Source organism: Paludibacterium flexuosum (assembly GCF_037076605.1).
In the GTDB taxonomy this organism is placed as follows: domain Bacteria; phylum Pseudomonadota; class Gammaproteobacteria; order Burkholderiales; family Chromobacteriaceae; genus Paludibacterium.
Window position 1 is genome coordinate 1,429,780 of sequence record NZ_AP029060.1, and the last position, 14,801, is coordinate 1,444,580.

Consider the following 14,801-nt stretch of genomic DNA (forward strand, 5'->3'; position numbering starts at 1 on the left):
CTTTTCGGGTGCGGGATCGCTCAGCGTGTCGTGATATCAATCCGCCAGGGCGTCGCTCGGGTCGGATTCAACCTGGCCTTGCGGCCGTTGACGCAGTTCTTTTTTCAGCTGCGACAGCTCGCGTCGCATCCGCAGGTAATAAGTGAAGGTTGCCAGAAGACCGACTGCAGCCCCGGCAATGAAAAAGCCCAGCAGAAAAACGATCAGCGGTGCGCTCCAGCTTTGCCCGAAGAACAACTTGAACTCGACGATGTGGCTGTTCTGCACGGTGATGGCAATCAACAACACCAGCAACGCCAGCTCGACGATCCTCAGTAGGTAACGCATGGATTTCCTCTGCTGAAAGAGACTAATTCGCAAGTTTAAACGATCATGGTAAGCAACCCAAGTCCGTCTAATCAAAGAACATGCAATTCATGCCCTGACTGGCGCACAAAACGCCCGAAACCCTCTGCGCCGCGACACAGAGGGCTGATATGGCACCGCTAGTGGCAACGGAAGGTCAGCTTGGCCTGATAAGGCTTGTCTTCCGTCAGCAGTCCGACCAGGGGAATGACACTACCGGCCTTGCTCAGCGCGGTATTAATGGTTTGATTCATCTCCCCCTTGTAACTGGTCTCGTTGCTGACCAGCACCACCTCGCCCGCGCGCTGATGGCAATATTCCTGCGCCGACTTGAGGGCCACCTTCTCCGCCTCCTGCGGCGAATCGGCATAGTACTGCGAGACGATGGCCGTCTCGTAGCGCATGACCGTCGCCTTGGGGCTGGCGCAACCGGCCAGCAACAACACCAACCAAATCAGTTTGCTCATCCTGTTTCTCTGCATGATTCTTCTCTCGGACATGGGTTTCTGTGGGTTTGCCTGTAACCAAGGCAAAAGCACGTCAATAGTCCTGACCACGCAGGGAAAGTTCTGGCCGCGCTCGCGGTGAGCGGGCAAAAAATGACAAACCCCGCACAAAGGCGGGGTTTGTTTTCGATCCGGCAGGCGGATCGGTTTGGCAACCCTCAGGAGGGTTCCCGAACCGGCGTTTGCAATTCCAGCGACAGGTCGACGCGTTCACGCAGTTCCTTGCCCGCCTTGAAATGCGGAACATACTTCTCAGGAACCGAGACGCTACTTCCCGATTTGGGATTGCGCCCGACTCGCGGCGGACGATAGTTCAGATCGAAGCTACCGAAACCGCGAATCTCGATGCGCTCGCCCTGGGACAAGTTGCTGGCCATCGCATCCAGGATGGTTTTGACGGCCAGCTCAGCGTCTTTGTAGACCAACTGAGAATTGCGCTCAGCCAGGCGTTCAGCCAGTCTCGCAATCAGCTCAGACTTGGTCATTTTGCCGCTTACTCTGCGCTATTGCCGGAGGACAGCTTGGCCTTCAGGAGCGCGCCCAGGTTGGTGGTACCGGCAGTCACGTTCTCGGACTGCAGGCCCTTCAGGGCAGCGGTTTCTTCCTGAGCATCCTTGGCCTTGATCGACAGGCTGATCGAGCGGTTCTTGCGATCCACAGCGATGATCACAGCCTCAACCTCATCACCTTCCTTCAGATGGGTGCGGATGTCTTCAACGCGGTCGCGAGCCACTTCGGAAGCACGCAGGTAGCCTTCAACGTCTTCTTCCAGGGCCACAACGGCACCCTTCGGATCGATCGCCTTGACGGTACCCTTGACCAGAGCGCCCTTGTCGTTCATGGCAACGTAGTTGTTGAACGGATCACCTTCCAGTTGCTTGATGCCCAGGGAGATGCGTTCCTTTTCCACGTCGATGGACAGCACCACGGCTTCCACGTCGTCACCCTTCTTGAAGCGACGGACGGCTTCTTCGCCGGTTTCGGTCCAGGACAGGTCGGACAGGTGTACCAGACCATCGATGCCGCCCGGCAGGCCGACGAACACACCGAAGTCGGTGATCGACTTGATCGCGCCCTTCAGCTTGTCGCCCTTCTTGAAGTTCTGGGCGAATTCGTCCCACGGGTTGGCCATGCACTGCTTCATGCCCAGGCTGATACGACGGCGGTCTTCGTCGATCTCGAGGATCATGACTTCGACTTCGTCGCCAACTTGAACCACCTTGGACGGGTGTACGTTCTTGTTGGTCCAGTCCATTTCGGACACGTGTACCAGGCCTTCGATACCTTGTTCGATTTCAACGAAGGCACCGTAGTCGGTCAGGTTGGTCACCTTGCCGAACAGGCGGGTGCTGGCCGGGTAACGACGGCTCAGGCCGACCCACGGATCTTCGCCCAGTTGCTTCAGACCCAGCGAAACGCGGTTCTTCTCCTGGTCGAACTTCAGGACCTTGGCTTCGACTTCATCGCCAACAGCCAGCACTTCGGACGGGTGCTTCACACGACGCCATGCCAGGTCGGTGATGTGCAGCAGACCATCGATGCCGCCCAGGTCGACGAAGGCACCGTAATCGGTGATGTTCTTGACGATACCCTTGACGACAGCACCTTCCTTCAGGGTTTCCAGCAGCGCCTTGCGCTCTTCGCCCAGGGTCGCTTCCAGCACGGCGCGGCGCGAAACAACCACGTTGTTGCGCTTGCGATCCAGCTTGATGACCTTGAATTCGATCTGCTTGTTTTCGTACGGGGTGGTGTCTTTCACCGGACGAACGTCTACCAGGGAACCCGGCAGGAAGGCACGGATGCCGTTGACCATGACGGTCAGGCCACCCTTGACCTTGCCGCTGATCAGGCCGCCCAGGATGGTGCCGGCTTCCAGCGCTTCTTCCAGTTCAACCCAGGCAGCAAGACGCTTGGCCTTTTCACGCGACAGCTTGGTTTCGCCGAAGCCGTTTTCCAGTGCATCGATCGCCACGGTGACGAAATCGCCGACGGCGACTTCAACTTCGCCCTTGTCGTTCTTGAATTCTTCAACCGGGATCAGGGATTCGGACTTCAGGCCGGCGTTGACGGTCACGAAATTGCCATCAACGGCAACCACTTCAGCGGTGATCACTTCGCCTACGCGCATGTCGTGAAGAGAGAGGCTTTCTTCGAACAGCTGGGCAAAGTTTTCCATGGTGAGGGAGGTCATTAAGAGTACTCACATTTGCATGCCTCACGGCATGCGGGTTAGGGTTTGTCATACACCCCGACGCACCATGCATCGGGGCAACCTGCAAAAAATCAGTCGCCGGAAGCCTTGTCGGCGTACCACTGCAGCACCTGCTCGACCGCCTGGTCGATGCTGAGCTGGGTGGTATCGAGCAAGAAGGCATCCGGCTCTTGTCGGAGAGGGGCTACCGCCCGCGCGGCGTCACGCCGGTCGCGATCGATAATGTCCTGCCGAATCTGCGGGAGATTAGCAGATTCTCCCTTGTCGATCAACTGCTTATAACGTCGTTCGGCCCGTTCTTCCGCACTGGCGGTCAGAAAAACCTTCAGATCGGCATCCGGGAACACCACCGACCCCATGTCACGGCCATCTGTCACCAGGCCGGGTGCCTGGCGAAAATCGCGCTGACGCTGCAGCAGTGCGGCGCGCACGGCCGGCAGTGCCCCGACCCGCGAGGCCCCGATGCCGATTTCTTCGGCGCGAATCGCCTCGCCGGCATCGTTGCCGGCCAGCAACACTGCGCCATGGCGAAACTCGGCCGGCAGGCTCAGGGCCGCCGCAGCCAGCGCCGCCTCATCGCACCAGTCAATTCCCGTGCGCAGGGCATGCAATGCCACCAGCCGGTACAGACTACCGGAGTCGAGATACTGAAAGCCCAGCTGTTCAGCCACCCGGGCTGCGACAGTTCCCTTGCCCGATGCGGAAGGGCCATCAATGGCAATCACAGGGATATTCATGCAAGCAGCTCCGGATAAAGCGCGACATTATACATTGTTAGTACTGGCTTGACAGGTTCACACAGACCCACCCCCCTCTGCACCGGCTTGTCAACCAAACCATTTGTCATCGACAAAATAATTTCTCAAGTCAGAATGCATGGCACTTTCCATCACCGACAGGACAGACGCCATGGCGCGCCCATCGCTCTATAGCAATCTCGATCTGCGCACGCTCGACAACGGGGAGATCGACGGCCTTCTCGACCTGCTGTTTCCGGTACACCAGCGCATTTTCGGTGGCGGCACGCCCTCACTGTTCCGCAGCCAGGTCCTGCAGAACCAGGCGGAACACAGTTATCTGCAAGTGCGCATCAACCGGCTCGGTCAGGTCATCGGCTACTGCGCGGTACATTTCTTCCACATCGAACAGCCGGGCCGCCGGGTCTGTATCATGCGCTCGCAGGCCGGACTGCTGCCGGCCTACCGCGGCGGCAACAGTCTGGCCCCCTTCATCCTGGCCCGGCTGCTGGGCTATCGCCTGCGCCATCCCGCCACGCCGATCCACTTCTTTGCCACCCTGATCCACCCCTCCAGCTATCTGCAGTGCCACCGCTATGCCCGCCAGCTCTGGCCAAGGCCGGAACAGGGCCTCCCCGCCGACGTCCGCCGCGTCCTGCAAGACTGCCTGAGCCATTTCGGATACCACGCGGCAGAAGCCCCCCTGCCTCGGGTCGTACCGGTCGGCTGGCGCACACTGGACAACGAGGCCGATCATCACCACTGGCGCAGCTCCCCGCGCCCGGCGGTACGCTTCTTCCTGCAGCACAACCCGGCCTATCTGGACGGGCAGGGCCTGGTCACCCTGGCACCGGTTTCTCTGCTCAATTTACTGACCGCCACCAGCCGGCTGGCCAGGGATCGCCTGCGTCGCCGCCTCGGCCTGCCTCACGCCAAACGGGAATAGGTCTGATTTGCACCTGACCGGGTTGACGGGTAGAGTGAACAGTCAATTTTCATATTTTTCCGAGTCGATCCACCATGGAACAGTTGTCTCTCGCCGCCATTCCCCGCCTGTCCGGCACCCTGAAACTCCCCGGCTCCAAAAGCATTTCCAACCGCACGCTGCTGCTGGCGGCGCTGGCCGGCGGCGACACCCTGGTGCGAGACCTGCTCGACTCGGATGACATCCGGCACATGCTCAACGCCCTGCAACTGCTCGGCGTCAGCGTGACCCGACACGGCGACTCGCGCGATTTCAGCGTCAGCGGCAGCGGCGGCGTCTTTCCGGTCCGTTCCGCCGACCTGTTCCTCGGCAATGCCGGCACCGCCTTCCGCCCGCTGACGGCCGCCCTGGCCCTGATGCAGGGCCACTATCATCTTTCCGGCGTGCCGCGCATGCACGAACGGCCGATCGGCGATCTGGTCGATGCCCTGCGCCAGGCGGGTGCCGACATCCGCTACCAGGGTCAGCCGGGCTTCCCGCCGCTGGAAATCGCGCCGGCCAGCATCAACACCGAGCGCGACATCAGCGTCAAAGGCTCGGTCTCCAGCCAGTTCCTGACCGCCCTGCTGATGGCACTGCCGCTGACCGGCCATGCCGCTACCCTGCGCGTCGAAGGCGAACTGATTTCCAAGCCCTACATCAGCATCACGCTCAATCTGATGCGCCGCTTCGGCGTCGATGTCCAGCAACAGGGCTGGGAAACCTTTACCGTGCCGGCCGGGCAGCACTATGTCTCGCCGGGCGAGATCGTGGTGGAAGGCGACGCCTCCAGCGCCTCCTACTTCCTGGCGGCAGGCGTCCTGGCCGGCGGCCCGGTACGGGTCGAGGGCGTGGGAGCCAACAGCATTCAGGGGGACGTGCGCTTTGCCGAGGTGCTCAACCTGATGGGGGCCGACATCCGCTACGGCGACAACTGGATTGAAGCCCGTGCCGGTGACACCCTGCGCGCCATCGACATCGACCTGAATCACATCCCGGACGCCGCCATGACCGTCGCCATGCTGGCCCTGGCCGCCGACGGCACCAGCACGCTGCGCAACATCGCCAGCTGGCGCGTCAAGGAAACCGACCGTCTGGCCGCCATGGCCACCGAGCTGCGCAAGGTCGGCGCCCAGATCGAAGAAGGCGCGGACTACATCCGCATCACCCCGCCGGCCGTCCTGACGCCGCACGCCGAAATCGACACCTACGACGACCACCGTATGGCCATGTGCTTCTCGCTGGTGGCGCTGATGGGGGCGCCGGTGACCATCAACGACCCGAAGTGTGTCGCCAAGACCTTCCCGGATTACTTCGAGCGCCTGGCCGCCCTGGCGGGGAGCGCGGCATGAGCGACCTGTTTGCCCTGCGGCGCGAATTCATCAGCCGCTTTGATCTGCCGATTCCGCCCGCACCGCGCTTTGCCCCGGACAACCTCGCCATGTGGCAGACCATGCTGGCCGAGGAATGGGCCGAATTTCAGCAGGCACTGGCCGACTACCAGGCCGATGATCACCGCGACGAAGCCACCAGCACGCGCCTGATGGCCGAACTGACCGCCGAAGGCGTCGATGTCCTGAACGTGCTGGTCGGCCTGCTGCTGTCACAGGGCATGCCGGTTGAGGCCATGACCCGGGCCATCCACCAGGCCAACCTGCGCAAGGCCGTCAATGGCCAGGTGGTACGCCGGGCCGACGGCAAGGTATTGAAGCCGGAAGGCTGGCAACCGGCGGACAAGGAAGGGGTGATTCGCCAGGCCCGGCAGCAGCCGGCGGCAGACAGCGACCCGCGCCGCTTCTGGAGCGAACTGGTCCATCAGCTCACCCCCTATCAGCCCGGCGAGCAACCGCAACAGCCCATCCAGATCAAGATCAACACCAATGAGAGCCCCTATGGGCCGGCACCGGGCGTCCTGACCGCCATCCAGGCGGCCAGCGATGACAGCCTGCGCCTGTACCCCGACCCGGATGCACGCGCACTCAAGCAACAGATCGCACGCCATCACCAGCTGGACACCCCCCAGATCTTCGTCGGCAACAGCTCGGACGAAGTCCTGGCCACCGTCTTCCAGGCCCTGCTGAAAAAACCGCAGCCCCTGCTGATGCCGGACATCAGCTATGGCTTCTACCCGGTCTATTGCGCGCTGTACGGCATCCCCTATCGCCAGGTGCCGCTGGATGCGCAACTGGCGATCCGCGTGGCAGACTACCGCCAGCCGGCCGGTGCCATCATCCTCGCCAACCCCAATGCCCCGACCGGCCAGTTGCTGACCCTGGACGACATCCGCCAGTTGCTCGACGAGCACCCGGATCAGGTCGTGGTCATCGATGAAGCCTATATCGACTTTGGTGGCGAGAGCGCCATCGCCCTGCTGCCAGAGCACCCCAACCTGCTGGTCGTGCGCACCCTGTCGAAATCACGGGCACTGGCCGGCCTGCGCGTCGGCTATGCCATGGGCCACCCGGCCCTGATCGAAGCCCTGGAACGGATCAAGAACAGCTTCAATGCCTATCCGCTGGACCGTCTGGCCATCGCCGGCGCCATCGCCTCCTTCGAAGACGAAGACTATTTCCGCCGTACCTGCCGCCAGGTGATGCACAATCGGGAACAGTTGCGCCAGGGCCTGCAGGCACTCGGCTTCGAGGTCCTGCCCTCGGCCGCCAACTTCCTGTTCGTCCGCCACCCCCGGCATGATGCCGCCGCCCTGGCCGCCGACCTGCGCCGCGAAGGCATCCTGGTGCGACACTTCAGGCAGCCCCGCATCGAGCAATACCTGCGCATCAGTATCGGCACCGAGGCGCAATGCGCACGACTACTCGACGTCTGGCAACAACAACTCACTTCACGCGAGGCAAGCACCTCATGAGCGAACAGGATCGTCAGGCCGGACAAGCCCGTCGCAGCGCCGTCATGGGCGAGGCATTTGTCGAGCGCGCCATGAGTCAGCAGGACGGATTTTCCCGCCCGCTGCAGGACTGGCTCAACGAACATGCCTGGGGCAGTACCTGGCAAAGAGAAGGCATCGACCTGAAAACCCGGAGTCTGGTCACCTGCGGCATGCTGGCCGCCCTGGGACGCAGCACCGAACTGAAAGGTCATGTGCGTGGCGCGCTGAACAACGGCGCCAGTCTGGTGGAAATTCGCGAGGTCTTGCTGCACAGCGCGGTCTATGCCGGCGCACCGGCGGCGGTCGAGGCCTTCCGCGCCGCGCGCGAAATCCTCAATGAACTGGGCCTGAGCCTGCCGGACTAGGCCCCCGGCATCCGGCTACTTGCGCAGAAACTTCTGATGCCAGTCGGTGCGTACCTGACGCGCCGCACTGAAACGTTCGGCCAGCCCGGGCCCGTCCTCACTCGCCAATAGCGCGATCAACTGATCCAGCTCGCCGCGAAAACCCAGCAGCTCGGCCAGCAAAGCCTGCCGGTTGGCCAGGGCCACGTCACGCCACATTTCCGGTGAACTGCCGGCAATGCGGGTAAAGTCGCGAAAACCGGTGGCGGCGAAATCGAGACAACGCGCAGCATTATCCTGCCCGGCCACCAGATTGACGTAACTGAAGGCCAGCAAATGCGGCAAATGACTGACCGCGGCAAAAATGCGGTCATGCTCCTCGGCATCCAGCACCGCGACGCGCGCGCCGCAGGCCTGCCAGAGCGAAGACAACCGTTCAAGGGTGGCCGGATCCGTCTCGGCCAGCGGCGTCAGCACCACATCACGGTTTTCATACAGCCCGTACTGGGCGGCAGAGGCCCCCGACAACTCGGAACCGGCAATCGGATGCGCCGGCAGGCAGCAGGCCAGATGATCCGGCAACCCCTGGCGCATGATGGCGGCGACATTGCCCTTGGTACTGCCGACATCCGTCACCAGCGTACCGGGGCGCAAATGCCCGGCCACTGCAGCCAGAATCGCAGCCATCTGCCCGACCGGGGTCGCCAGCAGCAGCACATCGGCCCGGGCCGCGGCGGCACAGACATCATCGCTGATCTCGTCCACCACCCCCAGCTCCAGCGCGCGCCGCAGATTATCGGCGGAACGATCGACACCGATCACCCGCCCGACCAGACCGGCACGCTTCAGCGCCAGCGCGAACGAACCGCCGATCAGGCCCACCCCCACCACCACCAAGGTCTCTATGCCTTGCCGCAACGTGCTCTCCCCTTATCTCCCCGGCCTGGCGACCGGGACACGGGCACAAAGGCCCTGTCACGCACCCATCATAAGCGATTTCATGGCGTCTGCGGCGCCGAATCCCGTGCCAGCGCCTGCTGCAACGGTCGCAGCAGCGCAAAGTCCGACCACTGCCGCCCGTCCAGACTGGCCACCGGCCACAGACCCGCCAGGCTGTTGCCCAACACCAGCAGCTCGGCACGCGCCAGCTGCGCGGGCATCAGGCGCACCTCCTGCACCGGCTGTTGCGCCATCATCCAGCTGCGCACGGCCCCGGCCACCCCGCAGCGATCCAGCGCCGGCGTCAGCCAGTGCCCGTCCAGCCGCACAAACAGATTGGTCTGCGTTCCCTCGACCACCGTCCCCTCGCTGTCACACAGCAGCGCTTCCTGCACCTCCGCCGCCATCCGGCTGCGTGCCAGGACATTCTCCAGCCGGTTCAGGTGCTTGACCCCGGCCAGCAAAGGCTGCAAACCGAGCCGGACTTCACTCCAGCCCAGCGCCACCCCGTCCCGGCCCCAATGCTCGGGATAGCCACCCCAGCCACGGGCCGCCACGATGCGGGTCGGCACCGGATCGGCCGGAATGGCATAGCCCCGCGGGGCAGAACCGCGCGTCAGCGTGATCTTGGCCACGGCGCGCGGCAACCCGGCAGCCACCAGCGCCAACTCGGCCAGCAGCACGGACGCGTCCGGCAGCGGCAAGCCCAACTGTGCCGCATCACGCTGCAGACAGGCCCAATGCCAGTCCCACAGACAGGGACGCGCATGACGACACTCCAGCGTGCGAAACACGCCATCACCAAAAGCCAGGCCACGGTCATCAGCCGCCAGCTGCGAGGTAGCCACCCCATTGATCAGCATCATTGGTCAAGCACCCCCAGTGCACGCAACAGACCGCGCGCCTTGTGTCGCGTCTCCATGAGCTCACGCTGCGGATCGGAGTCGGCGACGATGCCGCCCCCGGCCCGAAAACGCAGCGTCGAGCCCTGGCGCATGAAGGTACGAATCAGAATATTGAAATCCATGCTGCCATCGTGATTGATATACCCCAGGCTGCCGGTATAGGCACGGCGTGCCCGGTCCTCCAGCTCGCGGATGATCTGCATGGTACGCACCTTGGGACAACCGGTAATGGTGCCGCCGGGGAACAGCGCGCGCAGCACCGCCACCGGCGCCACCCCGGCACGCAGACGGCCGCGCACATTGGACTCGATATGATGCACATAGGCATAGCTGGCCACCGCCATCAGCTCATTGACCTCCACCGTCCCCGGCAGGCAGATCCGGCCCAGATCATTGCGCTCCAGATCAATCAGCATCACATGCTCGGCACGCTCCTTGATGCTGCTGATCAGGCGCTGCTTCAGCGCCGCATCCTCGGCCGGATCGGGCGAACGCGGGTGCGTCCCGGCAATCGGCCGCGTCTGCACCCAGCCATCACGCACCTCGACCAGCCGCTCCGGCGACGAACTGACAATCTGGGCATGGCCAAAATCGGCCAGCGCCGAGAACGGCGCCGGATTGGCACGCCGCAAGGCTGCGAACAGATCCGCCGCCGAACAGTCTTCGGCCAGTTCGGCACGCCAGCCCCGGGAAATATTCACCTGAAACACATCGCCGTCATGGATGTAGCGCTTCAGCCGGGTGATGGCATCGAGATAACGCTGCGGGTCGTCCTCCTCGAGCCGGCGCAAGGGCGGCACCACCGGGGCGAGCGCAGCAGGCGCATCGCGCAAGGCGGCCTGCAAGGTCTGCCAGCTCTCCTCATCCTCGGCCATGGCCCAGGCCTGACCACGGCCGCGATCGACCAGCAGGGCCGCAGGGATACGGGCCAGGGCGGCCAGCGGAAACGGATCAGGCAAACCAGCCGGCACCTTGTCTTCGAAAGCCTGCAACATCTCATAGCCGAGAAACACGAACCAGCCGCCACAAAACGGCAGACCATGCGGATTATCCAGCGTCTGATCACAAGGCAAACCCTGCAGATCCGCCAGACAGGACTGCACCTCCCCGTCGCCATACACCCGCACCGAACGCGGCAAGGCAAACAGAATGTCCCAGCCGTGCAGGGCATCGGACTGCAGCAGATAAGGAAAGCGTTGGCGGTCAGCGGCATGAATCGCCAGCAGATCCGGCGGGACGGCAAGGAGTTCGGCACGCATGGGGAAACGAGGACCCGGACAATCACAAACCGCAGATTCTACCGGACGAACGGGCCCCTCTGAACAAGATATTTTTCTCCGTGCACACGATGCCGGTGACCGCACGGCACGACGGCCGCGCACGCGCCTCAGCTCATCGCCTGTTCGGCATGCAGCAAGGTGTACTGAATCTCCGACAGGGTCTGCGGCAGGCGGATGAAACTCAGCGGCATGCCCAGCTTGCGCGCCATCTGAGTCGTCGAGAACAGACCGCACAACTCATGATGCCCATTCTCGGCATTCACCTGCACCACCAGCGCATGCTGGCGGCCCAGCTGCTTCATGGTGGCCACCAGCTCGCCCACCCGGGCATGCGCCACCTCCTCCATACGCAGGGCGTCCAGCCGGGCGCGCGGCGTCATCACATCGCGCACCAGCAACTCGGCATGCGGCTTGCCCTGCTCCTGCATGCGCTGTATCGGCCGCTCCCCCAACAAATCCACCGCCGTCACCAGACCGACCAGGCTATGCTGGGCATCTTCGACAAACAACAGACGAATGCCACTACAGACCATCAACTGATGCGCCTGGCGCAGGGTCGCATCCTGATCGATGCTCACCGGGCGCACCTGACGCAGATCGGTCATCACCGTCAGCGCCGGACTCTCCAGCGTCACCGGAGTTGGCGGCCGCAGATCCGGCTGCAGCAGATCCGTGGTACGAGGCAGGGAATGGGTCGACAGCGGGCGAAATTCGGCAAACATGGCGGCTCCTCGCGCCGGGGGAAATGGCTCCGGCTATGATTTCAACTTAGCGGATAATCCGGATCAGTACAGTCTGATTGGCAGCGAGGTGAAACCGGCATGAGATTGTCATTGACCCTCACCTGGAGAATCACATGAAACGACGCCTGATCCCGGCCCTGCTGCTGGCACCCTGCCTGCAACTCGCCGCGGCCCCCCTGCCTGCCGGCTGGCAGGATGACATGCCGACCCGGGTCAAGGCGCTGGCCCTGCTGCAAAGCTTCAATGTCACCCTGCTGACCCAGCCCAGCGCCACCCGCACCCTGCAACAGTGGTGCGCCGACCATCAACTGGCGCCCGGGGCCCGTATCGTCGCGGTGCGCGATCGCACCAGCGCCAAAGCGGCCGGCCCGCAGGTCCGCCAGGCACTGAAAGTGGACGGGCAGACCCCCCTCAACTACCGTCGCGTACAACTGCACTGCGGCAGCAAACTGTTGTCCGAGGCCGACAACTGGTATGTCCCGGCACGACTCACCAGCGCCATGAACCACACCCTGGAAACCAGCGACCTCCCGTTCGGCACCGTGGTGGCCCCCCTGCACTTCAGCCGCCGCACCCTGAGCGCCACCCTGCTGTGGCAGCCGCTGCCGCCAGGCTGGGAAAACCAGCCCTGGCAGACGGCCAGCAGCAGCCAGCCCCTGCCGGTGCCGCAGCAACTGCTGCAACATCAGGCCGTGCTGTACCGCGAAGATGGCAAACCATTCAGCTTCGTCCAGGAAACCTACCAGCGAGATGTCCTGGCCTTTCCACTGAACTGAGCCACACTGTCAAGCTGACCGACCTGCCACGTGGCATGGCGCCGAAACTCGTCTTTGCTGAGAGAGTCGCCCTATCCGTGAGGTCACCCCAGATGCAGCGCCGTGCCTTTCTCCAGTCGCTGGCAGCCGCCATCGGCTCGCTGTCCCTGCCTGCCCTGCAGGCACAAACCCTGTTCCGGGCCTTGCAGACCGCCCCGGCCAGACGCCATGGCTCGCTGCAAGACATCGAACACATCGTGATCTTCATGCAGGAAAACCGCTCCTTCGACCATTACTTCGGCTGCCTGCGCGGGGTGCGCGGCTTCAGCGACCCGCGCGCCATCCTGCTGCCGGGCGGACGCAGCGTCTTCCAGCAACCCCGCCTGCCGGGAGGCGGCGGCGGGGTCATCGAGCCCTTTCATCTCGACAGCCGACGGACCGGCGCCCTGTGCATGCCCAGCCTGCCGCACGGCTGGAAAGTCTCGCAGCATGTCTGGCGCCATCACGATGCCTGGGCCTGGAGCAAGGGCGCCGCCACCATGGGCTACTTCCGGCGCGAAGACATCCCGTTCTATTACGCCCTGGCCGATGCCTTCACCCTCTGCGATGCCTACCATGCTTCCATCCAGGGCCCGACCGACCCCAACCGGCTGTTCCTGATGTCCGGCACCAGCGGCCAGACCGTCGCCAATCTCGACGACGGCAACCACACCGCCGACATGGCGCGTGATCGCCAGAGCTATCGCGGCTATCGCTGGAAAACCGTGGCAGAACGTCTGGAAGAGGCCGGCGTCAGCTGGCAGGTCTATCAGGAATACGACAACTACGGCGACAACGCACTGGCCTACTTTGCCAACTTCCGCAACCTGGACCGGCAAAGCCGGCACTACCAGCGCGGCCGGGCCATCGTACCGGGATCCAGTGCCGACAACGCCGCGAGCAGCGATGCCCGCTACCTGGTCGACGCCTTTGCCCGCGATGTGCAACAGGGCACGCTGCCCCAGGTGAGCTGGATTGTCGCCCCCGAGTCATTCAGCGAGCACCCCTCGCGCTCACCGGCCCTGGGCGAGTGGTTGAGCGCCCGCCTGCTGGCCGCCCTGGTCGCCAATCCGGCCGTGTGGTCCCGCACCGTATTCCTGCAGATGTACGACGAAAATGACGGGCTGTTCGACCATCTGCCCATGCCGATTCCGCCCCTGCAGGACAAGCAGGGGCGCAGCAATGTGCCGGTCACAGGCGAAAGCTATCTGGGCGAGCCGATCGGCCTCGGCCCGCGCGTGCCGATGCTGGTGATCTCCCCATGGAGCAAAGGCGGCTGGGTATGTTCAGAGCAGTTTGACCATACCTCGGTCATCCGCCTGCTGGAAGCCCGTTTCGGCATCCATGACGACAATATCTCGCCATGGCGGCGGGCAGTCTGCGGCGACCTGACCCGCACACTGGATCTGAGCCAGCGCGACCCCGGCTGGCCGTCCCTGCCCGATCCGGCCAGCTATCTGGCCGCCGCCCGCGCAGCCTGCACCCTGCCGCGCCCGCAGCCCGGACAGGCGAGCGGACGACCGGCGCAAGAACCCGGCCAGCGTCCCTCACGCGCCCTGCCCTACCGCCTGGCATGCCAGGCCAGCGTCAAGGGCGATGCCCTGACCCTGAGCTTCGACAACCAGGGCGAGACCGCCGCCTGCCTGATTGTCTATGGCGATGACCCCTATCGACCCGATGGCCCCTGGCACTACACCCTCGCGGGCCAGAGCCGGCTGCAGGAGACCTGGCACACCACCCTGCAGGGCGGACGCTATGGTCTGAGCGTACATGGCCCGAACGGCTGGCTGCGCCGCTTTGCCGGCTCGCGCCATGACCCGGGGCTGTCATCCCGCTGGCAGGAAGACCCGGCGCGACATCAGATCCACCTCTGGCTACGCAACGAAGACACCCGCCCCTGTACGCTCTGGCTGCGCAGCGCCGGCAGCACCACCCCGTCGCAACAGCTGAACATCGCCGCGGGGTCAGAAATGCACTGGTCGCAGGACGTTTCGCCGCGAGCCGACTGGTATGACGTGATCGTCACCGACTCAGCAGATGGCAAGGGGTGGCTGCGCAGTACTGCGGGCGCATGGAAACAGGCCGGGATGGCTTGAGCGAACCGTGGTGAGCCCGCGCCCGGCCTGAAAAACAAAAAACCCCGAG

At 63.7% G+C, this 14,801-nt stretch carries 15 protein-coding genes; 6 read left to right on the top strand and 9 right to left on the bottom strand.

The window, feature by feature from the left end:
* Window positions 1-36: 36 nt before the first annotated feature.
* The 5 genes from AACH39_RS06765 to cmk form a co-directional block, all read right to left on the bottom strand.
* Complete coding sequence (locus AACH39_RS06765; protein WP_215781726.1) at window positions 37-327, bottom strand: LapA family protein; 291 nt, start codon at window positions 325-327, stop codon at window positions 37-39.
* Window positions 328-485: 158 nt separating this feature from the next.
* Window positions 486-812, bottom strand: a complete 327-nt coding sequence (locus tag AACH39_RS06770; protein ID WP_338621168.1) for a hypothetical protein — start codon at window positions 810-812, stop codon at window positions 486-488.
* A gap of 197 nt (window positions 813-1,009) precedes the next feature.
* A complete protein-coding gene (locus AACH39_RS06775; RefSeq protein WP_215781722.1) occupies window positions 1,010-1,336 on the bottom strand; it encodes an integration host factor subunit beta in 327 nt (108 codons plus the stop codon).
* A gap of 8 nt (window positions 1,337-1,344) precedes the next feature.
* Window positions 1,345-3,027, bottom strand: a complete 1,683-nt coding sequence (gene rpsA / locus AACH39_RS06780) for a 30S ribosomal protein S1 (protein ID WP_215782656.1) — start codon at window positions 3,025-3,027, stop codon at window positions 1,345-1,347.
* Between the two features lie 107 nt (window positions 3,028-3,134).
* The gene (cmk, locus tag AACH39_RS06785; RefSeq protein ID WP_215781719.1) at window positions 3,135-3,800 is read right to left on the bottom strand and encodes a (d)CMP kinase; all 666 of its coding nucleotides are present in this window, start codon (window positions 3,798-3,800) and stop codon (window positions 3,135-3,137) included.
* 172 nt (window positions 3,801-3,972) lie between these two features.
* Here cmk and AACH39_RS06790 point away from each other — a divergent pair, with 172 nt between their 5' ends.
* The 4 genes from AACH39_RS06790 to AACH39_RS06805 all read left to right on the top strand — a co-directional run bounded on the left by AACH39_RS06790 (window position 3,973) and on the right by AACH39_RS06805 (window position 8,016).
* Window positions 3,973-4,746, top strand: coding sequence for a hypothetical protein (locus AACH39_RS06790; RefSeq protein ID WP_215781717.1), 774 nt, complete (start codon window positions 3,973-3,975; stop codon window positions 4,744-4,746).
* 74 nt (window positions 4,747-4,820) lie between these two features.
* The gene (aroA, locus tag AACH39_RS06795; RefSeq protein WP_215781714.1) at window positions 4,821-6,116 is read left to right on the top strand and encodes a 3-phosphoshikimate 1-carboxyvinyltransferase; all 1,296 of its coding nucleotides are present in this window, start codon (window positions 4,821-4,823) and stop codon (window positions 6,114-6,116) included.
* The gene (gene hisC / locus AACH39_RS06800; RefSeq protein WP_252346183.1) at window positions 6,113-7,630 is read left to right on the top strand and encodes a histidinol-phosphate transaminase; all 1,518 of its coding nucleotides are present in this window, start codon (window positions 6,113-6,115) and stop codon (window positions 7,628-7,630) included. The genes aroA and hisC overlap by 4 nt, the downstream gene beginning before the upstream one ends.
* Window positions 7,627-8,016, top strand: a complete 390-nt coding sequence (locus AACH39_RS06805; RefSeq protein WP_215781712.1) for a carboxymuconolactone decarboxylase family protein — start codon at window positions 7,627-7,629, stop codon at window positions 8,014-8,016. The genes hisC and AACH39_RS06805 overlap by 4 nt, the downstream gene beginning before the upstream one ends.
* A gap of 15 nt (window positions 8,017-8,031) precedes the next feature.
* On the opposite strand, the gene AACH39_RS06810 is transcribed toward AACH39_RS06805, so the two are convergent.
* From AACH39_RS06810 to AACH39_RS06825, 4 genes are all read right to left on the bottom strand, one after another.
* Window positions 8,032-8,913 carry a prephenate dehydrogenase/arogenate dehydrogenase family protein gene (locus AACH39_RS06810; RefSeq protein WP_338621169.1) on the bottom strand — a complete coding sequence of 294 codons (882 nt, stop codon included), beginning with the start codon at window positions 8,911-8,913 and terminating at the stop codon, window positions 8,032-8,034.
* An 80-nt stretch (window positions 8,914-8,993) separates the two neighbouring features.
* On the bottom strand, window positions 8,994-9,800 hold the full coding sequence (gene pabC / locus AACH39_RS06815) for an aminodeoxychorismate lyase (protein WP_215781708.1): 807 nt from the start codon (window positions 9,798-9,800) through the stop codon (window positions 8,994-8,996).
* Complete coding sequence (locus tag AACH39_RS06820) at window positions 9,797-11,098, bottom strand: aminodeoxychorismate synthase component I (RefSeq protein WP_215781706.1); 1,302 nt, start codon at window positions 11,096-11,098, stop codon at window positions 9,797-9,799. The genes pabC and AACH39_RS06820 overlap by 4 nt, the downstream gene beginning before the upstream one ends.
* A gap of 128 nt (window positions 11,099-11,226) precedes the next feature.
* Window positions 11,227-11,841, bottom strand: a complete 615-nt coding sequence (locus AACH39_RS06825) for a CBS domain-containing protein (RefSeq protein WP_215781704.1) — start codon at window positions 11,839-11,841, stop codon at window positions 11,227-11,229.
* Window positions 11,842-11,975: 134 nt separating this feature from the next.
* On the opposite strand from AACH39_RS06825, the gene AACH39_RS06830 reads away from it, so the two are divergent.
* Window positions 11,976-12,638, top strand: coding sequence for a hypothetical protein (locus AACH39_RS06830; RefSeq protein WP_338621170.1), 663 nt, complete (start codon window positions 11,976-11,978; stop codon window positions 12,636-12,638).
* 77 nt (window positions 12,639-12,715) lie between these two features.
* Window positions 12,716-14,752: a phospholipase C, phosphocholine-specific gene (locus AACH39_RS06835; protein ID WP_338621171.1), complete on the top strand. Its 2,037-nt coding sequence runs from the start codon at window positions 12,716-12,718 to the stop codon at window positions 14,750-14,752.
* Window positions 14,753-14,801: the final 49 nt, after the last annotated feature.